This is a genomic window from Streptomyces sirii, assembly GCF_045690365.1.
Lineage (GTDB): Bacteria > Actinomycetota > Actinomycetes > Streptomycetales > Streptomycetaceae > Streptomyces > Streptomyces sirii.
The window spans coordinates 1,498,282-1,519,446 of record NZ_CP147982.1 but is presented as its reverse complement, the minus strand read 5'-3'; the positions used below and the strand labels follow the sequence as shown (position 1 = coordinate 1,519,446).

The window sequence follows — 21,165 nt, the reverse complement described above, 5'->3', positions numbered from 1 at the left end:
GGCGATGTCCTTCGAAGGCGGGGGAGCGGGGGAGCGGGGGAGCGGGGGACTGGTGGTGCGGTGGGGCCGGCGGCGGCCGTCCGGCACCCCGGTGGAGCGGTGTCCGGCGCGGCGTCCACCGGGTGCGATCAGGTCTCCCGGGTGAGCCGGGCGACGAGATGGAGCCGGTCGGCATCGACAGTCGTGGCGGGCGGATCCCCTGGGCTCCAGGGCGGATCGGTGCGCGGGCCGGGCCCGTCGTACAGGGCGAGCACCTCGAAGCCATGGGTGCCGAGGAGATGGCGCAGCTCCTGCGGGAAGAGCAGCCGCCATGCGGAGTGCTGCTCGACCGGCGGCGATCCGTCGTCGGCTGTCCACACCCGGGTACGGCGCAGCAGTTGCGCCGCCCGGTCCACGCGCAGCGCGGTCGTCGACCGGTGGGTGACGCCCTGCCAGTCGAAGGTGCTGACGGACGGGCCGTCGAGCAGTTCGGTCCGGCCGAGGAAGAAGGCCCCGTTGCGCATCTCCGCCAGGAGCAGCCCACCGGGCGCCAGGGCCCGGCGGCACGAGGCGAGCAGGCCGTCGAGCTCCTCGTTGGTGTGGCAGTACAGCAGGGCGCTGTCCAGGCACACCACCGCGTCGAAACGCCGTTGCCCCAGGTCGAAGTGGCGCAGATCGGCCCGGACGTACGCGGGCCCGGGGTGGTGGCGGCGGGCGTGGCCGAGCATCGCCTCGGACAGGTCGGCGCCGACGACCCTGCGGCCGGCGCGGTGCAGATGCGCGGCGTCGCGGCCGGTGCCGCAGCCGAGGTCGAGGACCCGCGGACCGGCGCCGTAGTGGCGCAGGCGGTCCTCGGCCCAGCGGCCGGCCAGCCGTGTGGCGTCGGGGAAACGGGCCTCGTACAGGGCCGGGTTGTCGGTCAGCAGGTTCGCGTCGGTCATCGGTTCTCCTTACGCGGCCGCCTCGGGCCGCAGCTGTCCGCCTCGTCCCGCGCCGGCTCCGCCGAGCGCCGGCACCCGCGGCGGCCCGCCCTCACACCGGCACCGGTTCGGCCGGCGTCCGGTCGGGCAGGGTCCGCAGGCGGTGCAGCCGGGCGACGGCCGCCGCGGAGACGAGTCCGAAGGCCAGGCAGCACGCCCAGGGCAGCCACCGCGCCCCCGTGTGCTCCCCGGCGTCCATCGCCCAGCCGACGACGGCGTTGCCCACGGCCGCGGCGATGCCGGATACCACGTAGAACAGGCCGAAGTAGGTGCCGGTCAGTTCCGGGCGGCCGAAGCCGGGGATCAGCTCCATCACGAACGGCTGGGCGATCATCACGCCCAGGTAGAGCAGCAGGGCACCGCCCAGCACCGGCAGCAGGCGCAGCGCCGCGCCGACCGGATCCCCGTGTGCGGTCCCGGCTCCCGCCACCGCCATCGGCGGCAGGAAGCCCAGGCCCATCAGGGCGATTCCCCCGCTGATCCAACGGCCCCGGCTGCCCCGCGCCTTGAGGGCCCGGGTGAGGCGCAGTTGCAGTCCGAGGTTGGTGAGGGTGCCGACGAGGAAGACGACGCCGGCTGCGCCGTCCCAGCCGGTGGCCCGGCGCGCGCCGTCGGGCAGCAGCAGATACAGCTGGTTCTCCATGGTGAACATGCCGACCATGGCCAGCGCGAACGCCACGAAGCCGCGGTTGCCGGCCACTTCGCGCCAGTCCGCCATGACGCTGTTCCCGGATGGCGCGACCGTGTCCGCCGGCAGCACCAGGGCCTGGGCCACCGTGAGCACCGCGAAGAGCCCTGCCGCGGTGAGCGCGGAGACCCGGAAGTCGACCAGCAGCAGCGCGCTGCCGAGCAGCGGCCCCACCAGCGCGCCGGCCGTCGCGAACACGTTGAACAGGGCGAACGCCTCCGCCTTCCGCTCGCCCGCCGCCAGCGCGAGGTATGCGCGCACGGCCGGGTTGAACAGCGCCCCGGCCAGTCCGCTGAGCACCGAGGCGGCCAGCAGCACCGCCGGCCCGTCGCCGAGCGCGAAGAGCCCGAAGCCGACGGCGCGCAGCCCGCAGCCGGCGATGATCACCCCCCGCGCGCCCAGCCGGTCCGCGGCCGACCCGCCGATCAGGAACAGGCCCTGCTGGCTGAGGTTGCGTACGCCGAGCACGATGCCGACGACCGCGGCCGACAGCCCCAGGTCCTCGCCGAGGTGGACGGCGAGATAGGGGATGAGCAGATAGAAGCCGGTGTTCACCCCGAACTGGTTGACCAGCAGGAGCCGTATCGCGACGGGAAAGCCGCGGATCTCTCGCCAGGTCCTCACGGCCGCGCCCCGCCGTCCGTACGCGGCCGCACGCCCAGCCCCGGACGCCCGCTCGCCCGGACGGTGCCGTCGGTGCCGGCGATACCGGTCCACGGGTCGTGGGCGAGCAGCAGATGCCCGTCGAGGTCGGTCCACCGGGCGCGGTCGGCGAGGTGGACGGCGGGGGCGATGCCCAGGGTGCTGGCGGTCAGGCAGCCGAGCATCAGCTCGGTGCCGGTCCCGGCGACGAGGTCGGCGATCCGCAGGGCCGCGCCGACCCCGCCGCACTTGGCGAGCTTGACGTTGACGCCCTGCACCCGTCCGGCCAGGCGGCGGACGTCCTCGTAGTCGACCGCGTCCTCGTCGGCGACGACCGGCAGCGGCGAGCGCTCGGCGAGCCGCGCCAGCGCTTCGGGGTCGCCGGGCGCGGTCGGCTGCTCGACGGCCTCGACGCCCAGCGCCGCGAAGCGGTGCAGCAGGCGCTCGGCCTCGTTCGCGCGCCAGGCGCCGTTGGGGTCGAGCAGTAGTCGCGCCAGGGGTGCGGCGGTCCGGACGGCCCGTACGCGGGCCAGATCGTCGGCGGGGTCGGGGGAGCCCGCCTTGATCTTGAGGACCGAGAAGCCGTCCCGCACCAGGCGGGCGGCCTGGGCCCCGGCCCGTTCCGCCGAGGTGATGCCGAGGGTGCGGGCGGTCGCCGCGGACGGCGGGCCGGCGGCGCCGAGCAGGGTGTGCAGCGGGACGCCCGCGCGCTTGCCCACCAGGTCGAGCAGCGCGGACTCGACGGCGGCGGTCACGGCGGGCGGAGTGCTCGCCAGACCGTGGCCGCGCAGCTCCTCCAGGGCGCTCTCCGGATCGGCGAAGCGCGCCAGCCATGAGGACTGGGCGTGCATCAGCCGGCCGAGCGTGTCGGCGTCGAGGCCGTAGTACACGCTGGTGACGGCCTCTCCGTGGCCGTGGCGCCCGTCGTGCTCGACGGACAGCCAGACCGCCTCGCGGGCCGCCATGGTGGAGCGGGATATTCGCAGCGGCTCGGTGAGGGCGAGGCGCACGGTGCGCTGACTGACTTTCACGGGTTCTCCTGGCTGTGGGGGGTTCGGCGGGCGAGCGGATCGGCGACGGCGCGGCACCGGGCCCAGCCGGTGGCCTCCACGGCCCCCGGGTGCGGGATCTCGACCGGACGGGTGGCCGCCGTGGCGGGGTCCAGGCCGTGCGCGGCGAGGAAGTCGTCGTCGTAGACGCTGCCGAGGTAGCGGTGCGGGCCGTCGGGGAAGACCCCGGCGACGACGGCCCCCGGATGGACCCGGGCGGCCCAGGCCGCGACCAGGGCGACCGCGCCGGTGCTCCAGCCGCCGCTGACGAAGTTGCCGCGGGCCAGTCGGCGGCAGGCGTCGGCGGCCTCCGCGGGCCCGACCCAGTGGACCTCGTCGAACGCCTCGTAGGCGACGTTGCGCGGATGGATGCTGCTGCCCAGGCCGCGCATCAGCCGGGGCCTGGCCGGCTGGCCGAAGATCGTCGAGCCGGTGGCGTCGACGCCGATCAGCCGCAGCCGGGGCCAGTGCCGCCGCAGCGGGCCGACGATGCCGGCGCTGTGGCCGCCCGTGCCGACGCTGCACACCAGCACGTCGAGGTGGTCCAGTGCGGCGGCCAGCTCGGCGGCGAGCGAGGCGTAACCGGCCACGTTGTCGGGGTTGTTGTACTGGTCGGGCCAGTACGCGCCGGGCAGCCGCGCCAGCACCTCCCGCAGCCGCGCCAACCGCGCGGCCTGCCAACCGCCCTCGGCCGCCGGGCGGTCGACGAGCTCCAGGCGGGCGCCGTGGGCGCGCAGCAGCCGGCGCATCGAGGGCTCCAGCTCCGCGTCGCCCACCAGCACGACCGGATGCCCCAGGGCCTGGCCGGCGAAGGCCAGCCCGATGCCGAGGGTTCCCGAGGTGGACTCCACCACCGGTGCGCCCGGCCGCAGTTCGCCGCGCTCCTTGGCGCCGAGCAGCATGGAGACCGCCGCCCGCGCCTTCATACCGCCGACGCCGAGCCCTTCGAGCTTGCCCCAGAAGCCGGGCTGCGGGCAGGGCAGATCGGCGGTGATCCGGGCGAGCGGGGTCCGGCCGAGCAGGGCGAGGAGTTCGGCGTTGCCGGCGGGGCTGAGGACTGCTGTGGTCACCGGGCGTCCTCGGGGTGCGCAGGGCCGCCGTAGCGGTGGACGACGCCCGGACCGCCGTCGAGCCAGAAGAACGGGTACGGCTCGGCGCACACCGCGCTCACCCCTGCGCCGATGAGGCGCGGCAGCACCGCGCTGCCGGTCTGGGCGAACATCACCAGCGGCGTGCCGTGCCGCAGCGCGTGCCGGCGCAGCTGTTCGAAGCTGCCGTTGCCGAGCGTCATCCCCGAGGCCAGGACGGCGTCGCAGCGCGCCAGTTCCGCGGCCGCGTCGGTACGCACCCGCTCGCCCCACTCCGTGGTGCCGCCCTTGAGGTCGCAGGGTATGTACCGCACGCCCCGCGCGCGCAGCGCCTCCAGCAGCGAGTTCACCACTCCCACGACGAGCACGGTGCCGCCCGGCGGGACGTCGAGCAGCCCGGTGACGGCCCTGGCCCTGGCCCGGGACTTCACCAGCGAACTCCCGGCGGGCAGCGGCCAGGGCCGTGCGCCGGCCGCGGGACCGTGGGGCAGGACGTGCGCCAGATAGGCGTCCAGCGCGGCCACCCGCACCGGCAGCAGTTCATGCGTCAGCAGCCGGGCGACGTCGGCGCCGACGCAGTCGTCCACCGCGCCGTCGGGCAGGGCGCCGGGCTCGACCGCGCACGAGCCGACCGCCGCGGCCAGGCGCAGGCTCAGCACCTCGTTGCGGTAGCCGCCGCCGCGCCCGTCGTGGCGTACGGACTGGCGCGTGGCGAAGGCCACCGCGATCCGGGTGGTGCGCGGGTCGGGGCCGAAGTCACCGTCGAGCACCCGCTCGACGAGTTCGTCGTACGAGGCCGCGGTGCGGTCGGCGGAGATGCGGGCGCTCATCGGGCGGCCACCTTCGGACACAGCGCCGACAGCAGGGCCTCGACCCGCTCGCGGGCTCCGGGGCCCCGGGCGTCGCCGGCCATGACGTGGCCCAGGTACTCGTTGTTGCTGCCCGCGGCCCGCACCACCCTGCCGGGTTCGGCGAGCTGGAGCTCCAGCAGGCCGTCGGCCCCGCGCACCTCGTCGGCTCCGCCGACGGACGCAAGCACGCCCGCGGTGTCCGGCACCAGGAACCCGATGGCGGCGCTGCGCAGCCCGGTCGCCCGCGGGCGCAGGTCCGGTTCGCGGCCGAGGGCCATCTCGACACCGGCGGCGGCCAGGTCGATCCCCGCCACATGGCGGACGAGTTCGGTGATGCGGTTGCCGGCGGGGCGCGGATTGACCTCGACGACCCGGGGGCCGTCGGCGGTCAGCTTGATCTCGGTGTGCGCCACCACCGCGTCCAGGCCGAGGGCGGCCAGCGCCCGGCGGGCGGTCTCGGCGGCCGCCTCGGCGTCGGCGGGGGAGAGCGCCGCGGGGTACATGTGCCCCGTCTCGATGAACGCGGGCGCACCGCCGACGCTCTTGTCGGTCACCCCGACCACCCGCGTCGTCCCGCCGAACGACACGGTCTCCACGCTGACTTCGGGCCCCTGGAGCAGCTCTTCGAGCAGCACCACGGGAGCGCGCCGCTGACCGCGCGCGTTGACGGGGAAGTCGGCGAGCGCCTGGTAGGCGCGGGCCAGCCCGGCCTCGTCGTCGACGCGGCGGACGAACATCCCGCCGCACAGGTCCACCGGCTTCAGTACGAGCGGATAGCCGATCTCCCGCGCCGCGTCGGCGGCCTCGGACCGGTCCGCGCAGACCGCGAAGCGCGGCCCGGGCAGTCCGGCGTCGGCCAGCGCCCGGCGGGTGGCGTCCTTGCGGCAGGCGCTTTCGACCGCGGCGGGGGCGGGGCCCGGCAGGCCCAGCCGGGCGGCGATCCGCGCGGCCGTCGGGAGGTAGTAGTCGCACGACGTGATCACCCCGTCGAAGCCCAGCGCGCCGTGCAGGCGCTCGACGAGGGGCAGCAGGGTGTCGAGGTCGTTGGTGTCGGCGGTCAGCACGTTGCGGGCCGACAGCAGCGGATGCGCGGCGCCCTCGGGCGCGGTGCGCAGGTAGTGGTGCAGGTCACGGGTGAGGAAGGTGAACTCGTGCCCGCCCTCGCGGATCGCTCGTGGCAGCAGCCTGCTCATCGATCCGACCCAGCTCTCGACCATCAGCAGATGGGCCACGGTTTCCCTTTCACGGAAGGCGAGTTGGACGCAGGTCGGCCCGGGTCCGTGCAGGGACGGGGCCGCCTTGACGAGTCCCCACCTTAACGATAATCGTTTTCATTGTCATCTGATGGCCCGTTGCCGGCCCGTCGTCCACTCCTCGATCCCGTGAAGGTGAACCCCGTGACTCCCGCCGTACGCCGCCGACCTGCCCGGCGCGCCCTGGTGGCCGCCGCCACCGCCACCGCCCTGCTCCCGGCCGCCCCCGTCCACGCCGCCGCCCCCGAGCCCCCGCTCCGCTTCGGCGCCTGCCCGCGGTCCGTACCGGCCCCGGCCGCGCCCGACCGCGTCGAATGCGGATGGCTGAGCGTCCCGCTGGACCGGACGCACCCGGACGGCAGGCGCATCCGCATAGCCGTCTCCCGCGTACCCGCCTCCGGTACACCCGCCGAGCGTCGCGGTGTCCTGCTGGTGAACCCGGGCGGGCCCGGTGGGCCGGGGGTGTCCTACGCCGTCACCAAGCGCGCCAAGCTGCCCGAGAGCGTGCGCCGCTCCTACGACGTCATCGGGTTCGACCCGCGCGGCACCGGGCTGAGCGCGCCCGCCGACTGCGGTCCGATGGGCGGTCTCTTCGCCGCCCCGGGCCCCGACCCCCTGCCGGTCGGACGCCCGGCGGAACAGGCGTACCGCGACTCGCTCGGGCGGCTCGCCGACGACTGCGCCGCCGGCACCGGCGACGCCCTGGCGCATCTGTCCACCACCGAGACCGCCCGCGACATGGACGCCCTCCGCGCCGCGCTCGGTGAGCCGCGGATCGGCTTCCTCGGTGTGTCCTACGGCAGTTACCTCGGCGCCGCCTACGCCGCCCGGTTCCCGCGGCACGTCGGTCGCATGGTGCTGGACAGCGTCGTCGGTCCCTGGGGGTGGTACGACTTCGACCTGCGGCAGAGCCGGGCGCTGCTGCGCCAGCGCGAGGTGTTCTTCGCCTGGGCCGCCCGGCAGGAGGTGCGTTTCGGCCTCGGCGGCAGCGCCGGCCAGGTCCGCGCCGCCTACCTGCGGGCGCGCCGGGCGTCGGCGGCTCACCCCGCGGACGGCTTCGGCCCCGCCGCGTTCGACCGTGCCGTCTACCGGGCCCTCGGCCGCACCGAACGCTGGGCGGACCTCGCGGCCGGCATCCACGCGTACCTGCGGGACGGCGACACCGAACTCCTGCGTCCCGACGACCCCTTCGACGGGGCGGCGTCACGCACCTTCCAGTCCGCGAACCGCGTGGTGAAGTGCGCGGACGGGCCCGGCCCGACGCCCGGCCGGGTCACGGCCGACCTGCGGCGCCTGCGCCGGCTCGACCCCCAGCCGGTCGTCACGGGGATGGAGGCCTCGGCCTGCGCCTACTGGCACCACAAGCCCGCCCACCGCACCCGCCTGGGCAGCCCGGCGGCGCCCCCGGTCCTGCTGATCGCCTCGGCGCACGACCCCGTCACCCCCATCGAGGGCGCCCGCCGGCTCCGCCGCCACCTGCCCGGCTCACGCCTGATCACCCTTCACCACGACTACTCCCACGGCGTGTTCGCCAGCCGCGGCAACGCCTGCGTGGACGACGCCACCGCCGCGTACCTGGTCGACGGGACCGTCCCCGCGGCGGATCTGCACTGCACCGGCCCGGGGCTGCCGACGCCGTGAAGGGCCGGCTCACAGGGGTGGGGGCCGGCCCGCGGGGGTCGATGAGGCGGCGCCTACGGACGGTAGGCGCAGGCCGCCGGGGGAGCGTGTGTCTTCCAGCCCAGGGTCTCGTAGAGGGCGCGTCCCTCGTCGGTGGCGCCGAGGGCGCCGAGGGTCGCGCCCTCGGCCACGGCGTGATCGGCGAGGGTGCGCATCACCGAGCCGCCCAGGCCGCGGCGGCGGTGCGCCTCCTGGGTGACGACGCGATCGACGACCGCGGCCCGCCCGAGGGTCGCCATCTGCCCCTGTGCCGCCATCTGCCCCTGTGCCGCCAACTCGCCCACAACCGAGTGCACGAGATGGCACCCCCAGGGCCGCTCGGCCGGCGGCGGAGTGGAGCGGGACACGGCCCAGCCGGCCGCCCAGGTCCTGACGGGTTCCGCAGTCATCAAACCCTCCCTGAAGCGCATGAGTAAGGGGCGATAGACGCTCTGGTAATAGGTGTACTGCCTGTGTGCACCTTACCTACGGCGGGTGGGGGCGGCATCCGCTTTTCCGGAGCCCCTGCACCGCGGTGATCTCCCGCGGGCGGTGATCTCCGGCCGGCGCGGCGCGGTGGTCGTCACAGGTGTAGAGAGGAGTTATGAGCATCCGGCGCGGTGTCACCCGGCTCGGCGGCGCCTGGCGGCCGAAGCACGGGTTGCTGGCCGTGCCGCTGGCGATCATCGTGGCCGTCACCGTGATCGACATCCATACGCCGCCGACCATCCACCTGGGCCCGTTGCTGGTCGCCGCGCCCGCGATCACCGCCTCCTTCGCCGGAGCCGCCCTCACCGGCGTCGTCGCGGCCCTCGCCGTGGCGGCGCAGATCATCGTCGGCCATCTGCACGGCGGGCTGATGACCGCCAACCACCAGGCGCAGATCGTCGCCCTGATCGTGATCGGCGCGTTCCTCACGGTCTTCCGGTACGTGCGGGACCGGCGCGAGCGGCGGCTGAGCCAGGTGCAGTCGGTGGCCGTCGCGACCCAGCACGTCCTGATGCGGCCGCTGCCCGAGCGGATCGGACCGCTGCAGATCGCGTCCGCGTACATCGCCGCCGAGGCCGAGGCCCAGATCGGCGGGGACCTGTACGCGGCGGTACCGGCCCCGGGGGCGACCCGCCTGGTCATCGGCGACGTACGCGGCAAGGGCCTGTCCGCCATCGAAGAGGCCGCCGTGCTGATCGGGGCCTTCCAGGGCTCCGCCTACCGCAACCTCTCACTGCCCGGCATCGTGGCGCACCTGGGCAACTCCGTGCACTGGAACGTGGCCCACCTCGCCGGGGGCGAGGCCGAAGCCGCGGAGTCGTTCGTGACCGCGCTGGTCATGGACGTCCATCACGGCTGCCCCGCGCTGTCGATGGTCAACTGCGGACATCCGCCGCCGCTGCTGCTGCGGGACGACCGGGTCCACACCCTGGAGGTCCGCGAGCCCGCACTCCCGCTGGGCCTCATCGCCCCCTCGGAGAGCGAGTACGAGGTCGAGACGTTCGGATTCGACGTCGGTGACCTTCTCCTCCTCTACACCGACGGGGTGGTCGAGGCCCGGGGCCGGGACAACGTGTTCTACCCGCTGGTCGAACGGGTCGCGTCCTGGCGCGAGACCGATCCGCCCTCGCTGGTGCACCGCCTCCACCACGACCTGCTCCAGTACGCCGGGGGGAACCTGGGCGACGACGTCGCGATGATCGCGATCGCGCGATGCCCCTGAGCCGCTCGCCTTGAGCCGCCCGACCCGGCTCGCCTCCGGTCCCGGCCCGGAGCACCCTGGAAGCGTAATCGCGTAGCCATGAGCCGAGCAGTGAGGTGCCCGATGAGCACACTCGAAGAACACATCGACATCAGCGTTCCCCTCCATACGGCCTGGGAATGCCTTCATCGCACGGAGACCTATCCGCGCTTTGTGGACGGCGTGCGCGAGGCGCGTACCGAGGGCGAACTGACGCATCTCGACGTGGATGCGGGCGGCCGGTCCCAGGGGCTCGACATCCGGATCACCGACCGTGACCAGGACAACCTGATCACGTGGCGGACCACGAGCGGTCCCGAGCTGGCGGGAACCTTCTCGCTGCTGCTGATCGACGGGGAGCACACCAGGCTCCAGGTCCGGTTCGAGTACGAGCCCGGCACCGTCACGGAGGCCTTCGGCGGGCCGAAGGGGTTCGCCCAGGCGGCCGCGATCGAGCGCGGCGTGCGCAGCGACCTCCAGCAGTTCAAGGAGCTGGTGGAAGCAGAGCGGTGACGTGAACTCTCCTTGGTGCACCGTCGATTGACGCACCCTCGGACAGCGGGAGCAGCAGACATCCGGACCGGACGTCAGAACCGGACGTCAGGACCGGACATCCGGCCCGGCCGGCTCTGACGCCAGCAGCATCAGGGCGATGTCGTCCTGCCGGTCCGCCTCGTCCTGGCGGGCCTGGAGGAGGGCGTCGGCGAGGCGGTCGGGGCCCTGCCAGGGGGCGTCGTCGAGTCGCCGGGCGAGGCCGGCCACGGAGTGCTCCAGGTCGACCCCCGGGGTTTCGACCAGGCCGTCGGTGTAGAGGGCGAGCACGGACCCCGGCGGCAGCTCGACCTCGGTGGCCTCGTACCGGGCGGCGGGATCGATGCCCAGCAGCAGCCCCTGGGGCACCCGCAGCACCGTGGTGTGCCCGTCGGGGTGGCGCAGGACCGGGGGCGGATGGCCGGCGCTGGCCAGACACGCCCGCCGGGTACGCAGGTTGATGTGGACGTACAGGCAGCTGGTGAACAGGTCCGGGTCGAGGTCGGTCAGCAGCCGGTTCGTACGGGCCAGCACCTCGCCCGGTGCGGCGCCGGCGGTCGCATGGGCGTGTACGGCGGTACGGGCCTGTCCCATGAGGGCCGCGGCGGCCGCGTTGTGGCCCTGGACGTCACCGATCACCGCGGCGGCGCTGCCCTCGTCGAGGCGGATCAGGTCGTAGAAGTCGCCGCCGATGTCCATCCCGCGGGTCGACGGCAGATAGCGGGCGGCGACGGCGAGTCCGGGCACCACGGGAAGGCCGTGCGGCAGCAGCCCCGCCTGCAGGTCGTGGGCCAGTTGCTGCTTGGTGTCGTACAGCCGGGCGCGGTCCAGCGCCTGGGCGATCAGACCGGCCAGCGAGGTCAGGACCTGGCGTTCCTCCCGGCTGAAGATCCGGGGCCGGGTGTAGCCGAGGATGCAGCAGCCGACGGGGCGGCCGGAGACGATCAGCGGCAGCACCGCCCGGGCCGCCTTGCCCGTCAGCTGCGGCAGACCGGGGTAGAGGCTCTCGATCTCCTCGGGGGAGGAGAAGAAACTGGGCTCCCCGGTGGCCAGGGCGTGCACGGCGGGGCTGTTGGCGGCGCCCAGGGCGACGCCTTCGAAGTGGGCGACGGCTTCGGCGGAGTACCCCCGGTGACCGATGGTGCGCAGCCGGCCGCCCTCCGCCGAGTAGATCAGCACGCCCTGGGCGCCGAAGGCCGGCACGATCTGGTCGGCGATCAGGCCCACGACGTCCTGGACCCCCACGACCTCGGTGAGCGCGGCGGCCAGGTGCAGTACGTGGTAGATCTGCCCGGCGCGTACCGGCACCACCGCCTCCTGCGGCGTGAGGTCGGCGGCTGCCTGCGGGGCGTCCACCTTGCCCGTGGGGGTGATCCACACGCTCAGGCCCCGCCCGTCCGGGAACAGCCGGAAGGTGAGCCACCGGTCCGGAGGGCGGCGGGCGGTGAAGGACAGCGGCCGGCGGCTGATCACCGCCGCGCGGTAGCGGTCCTCGAAGACCGGGTCGCGCAGCCACCGCAGGACGTCCCAGGGGCGCGCCCCGACAAGTCGGCTCGCCGGCTCGCCGAGCAGCTCCACCGCGCCGGTCGTCACGAGGGTGATACGGCCGTCCAGGTCGAGGGCGCAAGCGCCGCCCGGCAGCCGTTCGAGGTAGTCGACGGCCGCCAGGGCCTCCTGCGCGCCGACGGGACGCGGGGGCGGTGGCGACAGTACGCGCGGCGCCTCGGGCGGCACCCGGTCGCCGGCGACGGGGTCGTCGGCCAGCAGGACCGCCAGACGCCGGCAGGCGCTCTCGATCACCGCCCGCTCGTCCGCCGACAGCTCCGGCGGATGCCCGGCGGGCCACAGCAGCAGCAGAGCGCCCCGGCTGCCGTCGCCCTCACCGATGGGCGCCGCGGCCAGCGAGAAGTCGTAGGGGACGGCCACCGCCGTACGGGGGAAGTCACGGGCCAGCTGCTGGGGGCCGTTCGCCCACACCAGGCACCGGTCGCGGACCGCGACGGCGACCGGGATCGGTGCCGCGAGGGCGACCCGGCCCCACGGGTCCAGGAACGGAGCCGGAATGCCGCTCATGACGGTCAGTTCCAGCACCGGCTCGCCGGGGGCCAGCACATACAGCCCCGCGGCGGACGCCCCGGTGTCCCGCAGCGCCCGGAGCAGGGCCCGGTCCACCGGGCCGCAACCGGTCCCGCCGCTCATCGCGCACCTTCGCACCGCTGCCGCTGTGACATCCCGACCACCTGGGGTCGCCGGCCCTCCGGGGCCATTGCCGACGTTACGCCGCCCGCCGGGCCGCGGCACGCGGATACCCGGCCGCCCCGCCAAGGAGATCGCCGCCCGGACGGTCAACAAGGAGCGGGCCCGCGCCGGGGAGTCCCGGACGTCGAGCAGGGTCTCCACCCAGGACCCGAAGTCCGCCTCGCAGCGCGGCGGCGAACGCTCCCACAGCGGGCGCGGGGACCCGACCAAGGACCAGCTGTACGAGGAGGCCAAGCGGCGCCACATCGACGGCCGCTCCTCGAGGAACAAGGGCGAGCTGCGCCGTGCCCTCGGCCGCTGATCACCACCGGCGGTGCGGAAGAGGTGCGACGGACCTAGGCTCGGAGATATGCCGGGAACACGCCGTGCACCGTCTCGTGTGGGAGTAGGGGGAGCGCGGTGTGTTCGCCGGTGCCGGGCGTCGGTGCGGCTGCCGGCCGTCGCCGCGGTGGCGGCGCTGCTCGCCCTCTTCGTGGGAACTCCGGCCGCCACGGCCGTCGATGACCCGGATCTGGCGCGCTTCTACCAGCAGCGGCTCTCCTGGGAGCCCTGCGGGCAGGACATCCGCAGCGGAACACCGGGGCAGGACGCCACCCAGCCACCGGGCTATCAGCAGCGCCTGGAGTGCGCCCGGCTGGAGGTGCCGCGCGACTACTCCGACCCCGCACGGACCACGCTGCGGGTCCAGCTGACCCGGCTGCGCGCCACCGGCCCCGGTGAGCGGCTCGGCTCCCTGGTGATCAACCCCGGCGGGCCGGGCGCCTCCGGCGTCGACTACCTGATCGACAACGGGAGCGCCTTCGCCCGGCTGGGGCAGCGCTACGACATCGTCAGCTTCGACCCGCGCGGCACCGGCCGCACCGAACCGGTCACCTGCGGTACCCGGCTCGCCCCCGCCCAGGGCCCCCAGGACACCCTGGCGGCGAAGGAGAAGCGCATCAACGACGCCTGCGGCCGCTACTCCGGCGGGATGCTGCCCTGGGTCGGCACCCCCGACGTCGCCCGGGACATGGACGTACTGCGCGCCGCGGTCCACGACGACAGGCTCAACTACCTGGGGTTCTCCTACGGCAGCAAGCTCGGCGCGGTCTACGCCCACCAGTTCCCCGACAAGGTCGGCCGGATGGTACTGGACAGCGTCGAGGACCCGACCAAGAACACCTGGCAGACCGCGCTGGGGCAGGCGAAAGGCTTCCAGCGGGCCCTGGACGACTTCGCCGCCGACTGCATCCGGGCCAAGGACTGCCCGATGGGCACCGACGGGTCCCGCGCGCAGGACCAACTGCTCGACTGGTACCGGCAGTTGAGTGACCGACCGATGACGGTGAAGGGAAAGCCGGTCGACCAGACGACGTATGTCTACGCGCTGCGCGAGGCCCTCTACAGCAGAAGCGACTGGCCGGCGCTGCGGCAGGCGCTGGCGCAGCTGCGCCGCGGCGACGGCGCCGGCATCCTCCGGCTGAGCGACATCGGCGGCAGCGAGGCCGGCGGCGCCCACCGGGTCCCGGTGCGGCAGGCCGGGCAGGACGAGCTGCCGCCGCAGGACCAGCTGGCCCTGCGGGCGGTCTCCTGCCGGGACACCTCCGAGCGCTACGGCGCATCGGACTACCCCCGCGCCGAGCGGGAACTCACCCGGGCCTCCCCGCTCTTCGGCCCGGACATCGCCCCGACCCTGCTCGACTGCTACGACTGGCCCGCCGCGGGCGACGACTCCTCCCGCGAGGTGGCGGCCCCCGACGCACCGCCCCTGCTGCTCGTGGCGACCACCAACGACCCGGCGACGCCGTACGAGGGCGCCCTCAACATGGCCCGCGAGCTGGACAACTCCAGCATGGTGCTGACCTACCGCGGCGAGGGGCACGCCGCCTACGCCTCCGGTGACGCCTGCGTCCAGGGGTATGTCGACGACTTCCTGCTGGACGGCAGGATGCCCAAGCCCCACACCTCCTGCGGCTGAGCCGCGGAGCCGGTGGGCTCAACCGGCCCGCCGGCCGCGTCCGGACCCGGTCTTCTTCGCCGCCTGCGGCTTCTTGGCGGCGGTCTTCTTGCCGGCGGCCCCGGCGGTGGCCCGGGTAGTGGCCTTCTTGGCGGCGGCTTTCGCGGTGGCCTTCTTCGCGGGCGCCTTCTTCGCCGCGGCGGGCCCGGAATCCGCCTCCTCGCCGCGCGACCGCTTGGCGGCGCGCACGCTGTCCTGCAGGGCCGCCATCAGGTCCATCACCTGGCCCGCGGGCGGCTCCTCGCCGGTCTCGAACGCCGGCTCGCGGTGCGCCAGCTTCGCCGCCACGATCTCGTCGAGCGCCTCGCGGTAGTGGTCGTGCACATCGTCCTCGGACAGTCCGCCGTAGGAGTCCATCAGGGCCTCCGCGGCCGCCACCTCCTTGGCGGCGATCTTCTCCTGCCGCTCGGGCAGCACCCCGTCCATCGGGCGGATCTGGTGCGGCCACAGCAGCACCTGCATCACCAGCGCGCCCTCCAGCGGGCGGATCAGGGCCAGCGTCTCCCGCCCGTGCAGCGCGATCTTGCCGAGCCCGACGCGCTGGTGCCGCTCCATCGCCTCACGCAGCAGCACATAGGGCTTGGCCGCGGCGGGGCTGTCGACGCCCAGGTAGTAGCCCTTGCCCATCTGCAGCGGGTCGATGTCACCGCCGGCGACGAACGCCAGGATCGTCAGCGTCTTCGCGGTCGGCAGCGGCAGCGCGTCCAGATCGTCGTCGCTCAGTGGTACGACGGTCTCGCCGTCGCCGGGCCGGTAGCCGCGGCCGATCTCGTCCGGGGGGATCTCGACGCCCTCCAGCGAGCACACGGGCTGATTGCGCACCCGGCCGCCGTCCGCGGTGTGCAGGCGCACGAAGCTGACCGACGTCGAGCTGTCCGTGGCGTTGTACGCGGCGACCGGGATCGTGACCAGGCCGAAGCTGATGGAGAACTTCGCCGTGGGGCGCATGGGGGCCGCCTTCATCGGTGCCATTCGGCTCCATGCTAAACGGGGCGGATAAAGCGCACATCCCGGGATGGATCACCTGTCCCGGGAGGGGTCCGGCGTGCCGTACGGACGGACTCCCGGTCCCCGCGGAGCGGAAATGTCCGTCCGGCGGGGACCGGGAGTCGGGGTCAGGGGGGAGAGGTGAGGGCACACGGGGCCCGCGGGGCCCACGGCCTTAGGCCACCTGATGCCGCTGGTCTCCGGCGCACAGCGCCCAGATGACGAAGACGTCTATCGCGACCAGCACGATGGCCCAGAACGGGTAGAACGGGATCCACAGGAAGTTCGCGAGCGCCCCGAGGCCGGCGACGACGACACCGAGGACGCGGGCCCACATCGCACCGCTCATCAGCAGCGCGACGCCCGCCAGGAGGATGATCAGACCCAGGATGAGATGGATCCAGCCCCAGCCTGTGAGGTTGAACGAGAACACGTAGTTCCGCGTCGTGACGAAGACGTTGTCCCTGGCGATCGCGGAGATGCCCTCCAGGAAGGCCATCGCGCCACCGAAGATCATCAGTACGGCGGCGAATGCCGTCCAGCCGCCGACGTTTTGCTTCTGACGGGCCATGGTCCACTCCTCACTTGAGAAACCCGGCCGCCGGCACGGACCCGCCGGTGGTCATGCCCTGAATTCCACGTTTCCACAGGCACCGGTCGTCCGCATGTCAGGGACCCGCGCCGCGGGGCGGCGCGCGGGCGCGCCGTACCGCCGACGCGCAGGAGCACCGGCGGTTGACAGGCACTCAAGGCGCGGCGGTGCGGCCCGGCCTGCGGTGCCCGGTACCGGCCCGCTTCAGTCGGGCGGCTCGGGGGAGGGGGTCTCCTCCGGCTCCGCACCCGGCGGTCCCTCGGGTTGCGGGCCCGGTTCGTCCGGGTCCGGGTCGGCGGGGACCGGGTCGCGCGGCACCGGCTCCGGCCGGCGAGGCGCGGGGCCGGGCCCGTCGGGCGCCGGTTCGGTGGCCGTGGCGCCGGAGGCCGAGGCGCCGACGGCGGCGATGGCTGTGGTCATGGCGGTCATAGCGCTCTCTCCTTCCTCTCCATCGTGCGACCGATGCCGGTGGTCGGCCCGTTGGTGATTGCCCGCTCGGTCCCCGACCGCCCCGGTCAGTACACGTCGCGGACGTAGCGCTTGTCGGCCGCGAGCTGTTTGACGTAGCCGGCGGCCGCGTCCTGCGTCAGGCCCCCGTGCGCCACGGCGATCTCGCGCAGGGCGCGGTCGACGTCCTTGGCCATCCGCGACGCGTCGCCGCACACATAGAAGTGGGCACCGTCCTGCAACCAGGACCACAGGTGGGCGCCGTGCTCACGCATCCGGTCCTGCACATAGACCTTGGCGCGCTGGTCGCGGGAGAAGGCCGTGTCCAGCCGGGTGAGCAGCCCCTCCTCGCGCAGCCCGTCGAGGTCGTCCTCGTAGTAGAAGTCCGTGGCGCGGCGCTGCTCACCGAAGAACAGCCAGTTGGGGGCGCGGTGGCCGCGGGCGCGCCGCTCGTTGAGGAAGCCGACGAAGGGCGCGACGCCGGTGCCGGGCCCCACCATGATCATCGGGGTGGCCGGGTCGGCCGGCGGCCGGAAGTGCGGGGCGGACCGGACGACCACCGGCACCGGGCTGCCGGGCTCGGCGTCGGCGAGGAAGGTGGAGGCCACGCCCTTGCGCGGGCGGCCGTGGCGGTTCTCGTAGCGCACGACGGAGACCGTCAGATCGATCAGGCCGGGGTCGGTCAGCGGGCTCGACGATATGGAGTACAGCCGAGGCCGCAGCCGCGGCAGGACGGCGGCCCATTCCGCGGCATCGGCCCCGACCGGGTGTTCGGCGAGCACGTCGACGGCCTGCCGGCTCCACGCCCACTGCGCGAACTCGCCCTTGTTGTCGGGCCGCAGCAGCTTCTTCAACAGCCGGTCGCCGGTGCGTTCGGCGGCCAGCCGCAGCAGGCTCGGGGAGATCCGCGCGATGTCCAGATGGCGCAGCAGCGCCTCGCCGAACGACACCGCGCCCAGGCCCGCGACCTCGACGGTGGCGGCCGGGTCGAGACCGGTGCGCTCCAGCCACTCCGCCACCAGCTCGGGACAGTTGGTCGGCTGCACCTCCAGCGCGTCGCCCACCGCGTAGTCCAGCGGCCCGCCCTCGGCGTCGCGGGTGTCGAAGGTGAACCGGCGCACCTCCTTGGTGGCCCCGGGACGGCTCAGCAGCTGATTGCCGACGAGCCGGGCGAGGCTCGGCGCGGGCTTGGCGGCGCGGGCGGGAGCCGGCGGCGCGGCGGCCGGCGCGAGCGCCGCCGCCTCCCCGGCGCCACCGGCGTCCCCCGAATCCGCCCCGCCCGCCAGGGCTCCGAGCACCCGCTCGACCCACTGCTCCGCCGGCTCCTCGTAGTCCGGTTCGCAGTCCGTGCGCGGCACCAGCCGCACCGCGCCCAGCTCGGCCAGGCGCGCGTCGAGCCGGCGTCCGTGGCCGCAGAAGTCGTCGTAGGAGGAGTCGCCCAGCGCCAGGACGGAGTAGCGCACACCCTCCAGCCGGGGAGAGTCCGGCGCGTTGAGCGTCTCCCAGAACCCCGAGCCGTTGTCGGGTGCGTCGCCGTCACCGAAGGTGCTGGTGACGATGAGCAGATCGGCGGAGCGCGGCAGGGTCGCCGGGGCGCTCTCGGCCATGCTCAGCAGCGTCGCGTCCCGCCCGCTGCCCTTCAGCCGCCGGGCCGTGTCGGCGGCGACCTCCTGCGCGTTGCCGGTCTGCGAGGCCCACAGCACGATGACCGTACGGGCCGGCGCGGCGTCGGTGGGCGCGGTGGGCGCGCCCACCGCGCCGTCCATCGCCGGTCGCCCGTCCTCGACCCGCGAGAACATCCCGGCCAGCACGCCGTTCACCCACAGTGCGGTCTCCGGGCCGAACGGCGCCTGCGCGGGCAGCACGGGCGTCCCCGAGGCGTTCCCCGAACGCAGCCCGGCGAGGAAACCGGACAGATAGCGGCGCTCGTGCGCGGCCAGCACCGGCGGCGCGGGATCGGGGAGCCGGAACACCTCCGACAGCAGCGCCACCGCAGCTTCCGTCCCGCCGCCGGGCTCCGCACCGGGCCCGGGCACGTCCTCCGTGCGCGCCCCGGCCACGCTCCCCGCCGGTCCCCGCTCTCCCGCGACCCGGGCCAGCGAGACCGCGCACACCTTGAACTCCGGCTGGAAGGAGACCGGATCGACCGCGTCGTTGGTCACCGCGTTGACGCTGAGGTACTCGCCGAACAGGTCGTTCCAGTGGAACGGCGCGAAACAGTTCCCGGGCCGCACCCGGTCGGTCACCACGGCCGGCAGCACCGCCCGCCCGCGCCGCGAGGCCACCTCCACCGCATCGCCCTCCGCGACGCCCAGCGCCTCCGCGTCCCGCGGATGGATCTCCACGAACGGCCCCGGGTTGAGCTTGCTCAGCTTGGCGACCTTGCCGGTCTTGGTCAGGGTGTGCCACTGGTGCTGCAGCCGGCCGGTGTTGAGCACGTAGGGGAAGTCGTCGTCGGGCATCTCCGCCGCGGGCAGATGCGGCCGGGCGAAGAACACGGCACGGCCACTGGGGGTGGGGAAGGACAACCGGGGCCGGGAGCCGTCCGGCCGCAGGGCCGGCCGCTGGCTCACACCGTCGTTGAGGTAGCGCACCGGGTTGCGGTCGGGCCCGTCCGCCGACGCGCTGGGCCACTGCACCGGGGTGCGCCGCAAACGCTCGTAGGACACCCCGCGCAGGTCGTACCCCGTCTGCGGGTTCCAGGCGCGCTTGATCTCCTCGAATATCTCCTCCGCGCTCTCATAGCCGAAGGCGTCCTCGTACCCCATCTCGCAGGCGATCCGCGCGATGATCCGCCAGTCCGGCCAGGCCTCGCCGGGGGGATCGGCCGCCTGCCGCACCAGCGTCAGATTGCGCTCCGAGTTGACCATGACGCCCTCGGACTCGCCCCACATGGCGGCCGGCAGCACCACATCGGCGTACGCGTTGGTCTCGGTCTCGGTGAAGACGTCCTGCGCCACGACGAACTCCGCGGCCTCCAGCCCCTCGATGACCGTCCGGCGGTTGGCGACCGAGGCGACGGGGTTGGTGCAGATGATCCAGCACGCCTTGATGTCCCCGTCCGCCATCCCCCGGAACATCTCGACGGTCCCCTTGCCCGCGTCCGCCCGCAGCGTCCCCGGCGGCAGACCCCACAGCTCCTCGACGAAGGCACGGTCCTCGGGCACCAGCGCCGAGCGCTGCCCGGGCAGCCCCGGCCCCATGTAGCCCATCTCGCGGCCGCCCATCGCGTTGGGCTGGCCGGTGAGGGAGAACGGACCGGCCCCCGGGCGGCAGATCGCGCCGGTCGCCAGATGCAGATTGATCAGCGCGTTGGTGTTCCAGGTGCCGTGCGTGCTCTGGTTCAGCCCCATCGTCCAGCAGCTCATCCAGGCGCCCGCCGCGCCGATCCACTCGGCGGCCCGACGCAGGTCCGGCTCCGGTATCCCGGTGATCTCCGCGACCGCCTCGGGCCCGTAGTCCCGGAGGAACTCCGGTATCGCCTCCCAGCCGTCGGTGTACTCGGCGATGAACTCCTCGTCGACGGCGCCGCCGTCGACCAGCAGCCGCAGCAGCCCGTTGAGCAGGGCCAGATCCGTGCCCGGCGCGATCTGCAGGAACAGGTCGGCCTTCGCCGCGGTGGCGGTGCGCCGCGGATCGACCACGATCAGCTTGGCGCCCGCCTTGACCCGCTCCATCATCCGCAGGAAGAGGATCGGATGGCAGTCGGCCATGTTGGAGCCGATGACGAGGAACACCTCGGCGTGCTCGAAGTCCTGGTACGAGCCGGGCGGGCCGTCCGCGCCCAGCGACAGCTTGTAGCCGCTGCCCGCGCTCGCCATGCACAGTCGCGAGTTGGACTCGATGTTCCGGGTGCGCACGAAGCCCTTGGCGAGCTTGTTCGCCAGGTACTGGGCCTCCAGCGTCATCTGACCGGAGACGTACAGGGCGAGGGCGTCCGGGCCGTGCTCGTCGACGATCGACCGCAGCCGGGCGGCGGTCTCCTTGATCACGGTGTCCATCGCACCGGGCACCGGCGCGTCGCCGCGGTCCGCGCGCACCAGGGCGGTCGACAGCCGCCCCGGCGCGGCGAGCAGCTCCGCGCTGGTCGCGCCCTTGGTGCACAGCCGGCCCGCGTTCGTGGGGTGCGCCTTGTCGCCGGACGCCTTACGGACCGTACGACGCCCGTCGCGGTCCGTCGCCACGTCCAGGACGATCCCGCAGCCGACACCGCAGTACGAGCACGCCGTCCGCACCTGCGTCAGGTGCTCTGTCAGCGGTTCCGGTGCGGTCACGGACGGTCCCCTTCGTGGTCGGTTGCCGGTTCCGACCGTACGAGTCGCCCGTTAACCGGGTGTCACATGAAGCGATCAATGGTGTTTACGGACACCACACAGTCCCGCACGGCCCTCCGTGAGATGCGGCGGGTAGCCGCCGTACGCCCCTGGGTTGCACG

Annotated in this window: 17 protein-coding genes; 5 read left to right on the top strand and 12 right to left on the bottom strand. The window is 74.0% G+C overall.

Annotated elements, in window-relative coordinates:
- Positions 1–128: 128 nt before the first annotated feature.
- The 6 genes from WAB15_RS07025 to WAB15_RS07000 all read right to left on the bottom strand — a co-directional run bounded on the left by WAB15_RS07025 (position 129) and on the right by WAB15_RS07000 (position 6,509).
- The gene (locus WAB15_RS07025) at positions 129–920 is read right to left on the bottom strand and encodes a class I SAM-dependent methyltransferase (RefSeq protein ID WP_407285690.1); all 792 of its coding nucleotides are present in this window, start codon (positions 918–920) and stop codon (positions 129–131) included.
- A gap of 91 nt (positions 921–1,011) precedes the next feature.
- Positions 1,012–2,271, bottom strand: a complete 1,260-nt coding sequence (locus WAB15_RS07020; protein ID WP_407285689.1) for an MFS transporter — start codon at positions 2,269–2,271, stop codon at positions 1,012–1,014.
- The gene (locus WAB15_RS07015) at positions 2,268–3,320 is read right to left on the bottom strand and encodes a dipeptide epimerase (RefSeq protein WP_407285688.1); all 1,053 of its coding nucleotides are present in this window, start codon (positions 3,318–3,320) and stop codon (positions 2,268–2,270) included. Before WAB15_RS07015 ends, WAB15_RS07020 begins: the two co-directional genes overlap by 4 nt.
- Complete coding sequence (locus tag WAB15_RS07010) at positions 3,317–4,408, bottom strand: PLP-dependent cysteine synthase family protein (protein WP_399149056.1); 1,092 nt, start codon at positions 4,406–4,408, stop codon at positions 3,317–3,319. Before WAB15_RS07010 ends, WAB15_RS07015 begins: the two co-directional genes overlap by 4 nt.
- Positions 4,405–5,256, bottom strand: coding sequence for a Rossmann-like domain-containing protein (locus WAB15_RS07005; RefSeq protein ID WP_407285687.1), 852 nt, complete (start codon positions 5,254–5,256; stop codon positions 4,405–4,407). Before WAB15_RS07005 ends, WAB15_RS07010 begins: the two co-directional genes overlap by 4 nt.
- On the bottom strand, positions 5,253–6,509 hold the full coding sequence (locus tag WAB15_RS07000; protein ID WP_407285686.1) for an ATP-grasp domain-containing protein: 1,257 nt from the start codon (positions 6,507–6,509) through the stop codon (positions 5,253–5,255). The genes WAB15_RS07005 and WAB15_RS07000 overlap by 4 nt, the downstream gene beginning before the upstream one ends.
- Positions 6,510–6,674: 165 nt before the next feature.
- Between WAB15_RS07000 and WAB15_RS06995 the strand changes: the two genes are divergently transcribed.
- Positions 6,675–8,171 (top strand): alpha/beta hydrolase, encoded by a 1,497-nt coding sequence (locus WAB15_RS06995; protein WP_407285685.1) that lies wholly within the window; start codon positions 6,675–6,677, stop codon positions 8,169–8,171.
- A 53-nt stretch (positions 8,172–8,224) separates the two neighbouring features.
- Here WAB15_RS06995 and WAB15_RS06990 read toward each other — a convergent pair whose 3' ends face one another.
- Complete coding sequence (locus WAB15_RS06990) at positions 8,225–8,599, bottom strand: GNAT family N-acetyltransferase (RefSeq protein ID WP_407285684.1); 375 nt, start codon at positions 8,597–8,599, stop codon at positions 8,225–8,227.
- A gap of 194 nt (positions 8,600–8,793) precedes the next feature.
- Between WAB15_RS06990 and WAB15_RS06985 the strand changes: the two genes are divergently transcribed.
- On the top strand, positions 8,794–9,900 hold the full coding sequence (locus WAB15_RS06985) for a PP2C family protein-serine/threonine phosphatase (RefSeq protein WP_407285683.1): 1,107 nt from the start codon (positions 8,794–8,796) through the stop codon (positions 9,898–9,900).
- Between the two features lie 102 nt (positions 9,901–10,002).
- Complete coding sequence (locus WAB15_RS06980; protein ID WP_407285682.1) at positions 10,003–10,431, top strand: SRPBCC family protein; 429 nt, start codon at positions 10,003–10,005, stop codon at positions 10,429–10,431.
- Between the two features lie 87 nt (positions 10,432–10,518).
- Here the strand turns inward: WAB15_RS06980 and WAB15_RS06975 are convergent, their stop codons facing one another.
- Positions 10,519–12,648 (bottom strand): SpoIIE family protein phosphatase, encoded by a 2,130-nt coding sequence (locus WAB15_RS06975; RefSeq protein WP_407285681.1) that lies wholly within the window; start codon positions 12,646–12,648, stop codon positions 10,519–10,521.
- Positions 12,649–12,715: 67 nt separating this feature from the next.
- On the opposite strand from WAB15_RS06975, the gene WAB15_RS06970 reads away from it, so the two are divergent.
- Positions 12,716–13,009 (top strand): plasmid stabilization protein, encoded by a 294-nt coding sequence (locus WAB15_RS06970; protein WP_407285680.1) that lies wholly within the window; start codon positions 12,716–12,718, stop codon positions 13,007–13,009.
- 123 nt (positions 13,010–13,132) lie between these two features.
- The gene (locus tag WAB15_RS06965; protein WP_399149047.1) at positions 13,133–14,665 is read left to right on the top strand and encodes an alpha/beta hydrolase; all 1,533 of its coding nucleotides are present in this window, start codon (positions 13,133–13,135) and stop codon (positions 14,663–14,665) included.
- Positions 14,666–14,683: 18 nt separating this feature from the next.
- Here the strand turns inward: WAB15_RS06965 and WAB15_RS06960 are convergent, their stop codons facing one another.
- From WAB15_RS06960 to WAB15_RS06945, 4 genes are all read right to left on the bottom strand, one after another.
- Positions 14,684–15,652: a Ku protein gene (locus WAB15_RS06960; protein WP_399149143.1), complete on the bottom strand. Its 969-nt coding sequence runs from the start codon at positions 15,650–15,652 to the stop codon at positions 14,684–14,686.
- A 214-nt stretch (positions 15,653–15,866) separates the two neighbouring features.
- Complete coding sequence (locus WAB15_RS06955) at positions 15,867–16,262, bottom strand: hypothetical protein (RefSeq protein ID WP_399149046.1); 396 nt, start codon at positions 16,260–16,262, stop codon at positions 15,867–15,869.
- A 225-nt stretch (positions 16,263–16,487) separates the two neighbouring features.
- Complete coding sequence (locus tag WAB15_RS06950; protein ID WP_407285679.1) at positions 16,488–16,712, bottom strand: hypothetical protein; 225 nt, start codon at positions 16,710–16,712, stop codon at positions 16,488–16,490.
- 86 nt (positions 16,713–16,798) lie between these two features.
- Positions 16,799–21,004 carry a molybdopterin-dependent oxidoreductase gene (locus WAB15_RS06945; protein ID WP_407285678.1) on the bottom strand — a complete coding sequence of 1,402 codons (4,206 nt, stop codon included), beginning with the start codon at positions 21,002–21,004 and terminating at the stop codon, positions 16,799–16,801.
- Positions 21,005–21,165: the final 161 nt, after the last annotated feature.

Bases quoted from the DNA above. Each gene is read 5' to 3' on its own strand.
- WAB15_RS07025 (WP_407285690.1), bottom strand. From the start codon at position 920: ATGACCGACGCGAACCTGCTGACCGACAACCCGGCCCTGTACGAGGCC.
- WAB15_RS07005 (WP_407285687.1), bottom strand. From the start codon at position 5,256: ATGAGCGCCCGCATCTCCGCCGACCGCACCGCGGCCTCGTACGACGAA.
- WAB15_RS06990 (WP_407285684.1), bottom strand. From the start codon at position 8,599: ATGACTGCGGAACCCGTCAGGACCTGGGCGGCCGGCTGGGCCGTGTCC.
- WAB15_RS06985 (WP_407285683.1), top strand. From the start codon at position 8,794: ATGAGCATCCGGCGCGGTGTCACCCGGCTCGGCGGCGCCTGGCGGCCG.
- WAB15_RS06980 (WP_407285682.1), top strand. From the start codon at position 10,003: ATGAGCACACTCGAAGAACACATCGACATCAGCGTTCCCCTCCATACG.
- WAB15_RS06975 (WP_407285681.1), bottom strand. From the start codon at position 12,648: ATGAGCGGCGGGACCGGTTGCGGCCCGGTGGACCGGGCCCTGCTCCGG.
- WAB15_RS06960 (WP_399149143.1), bottom strand. From the start codon at position 15,652: ATGCGCCCCACGGCGAAGTTCTCCATCAGCTTCGGCCTGGTCACGATC.
- WAB15_RS06955 (WP_399149046.1), bottom strand. From the start codon at position 16,262: ATGGCCCGTCAGAAGCAAAACGTCGGCGGCTGGACGGCATTCGCCGCC.
- WAB15_RS06950 (WP_407285679.1), bottom strand. From the start codon at position 16,712: ATGACCGCCATGACCACAGCCATCGCCGCCGTCGGCGCCTCGGCCTCC.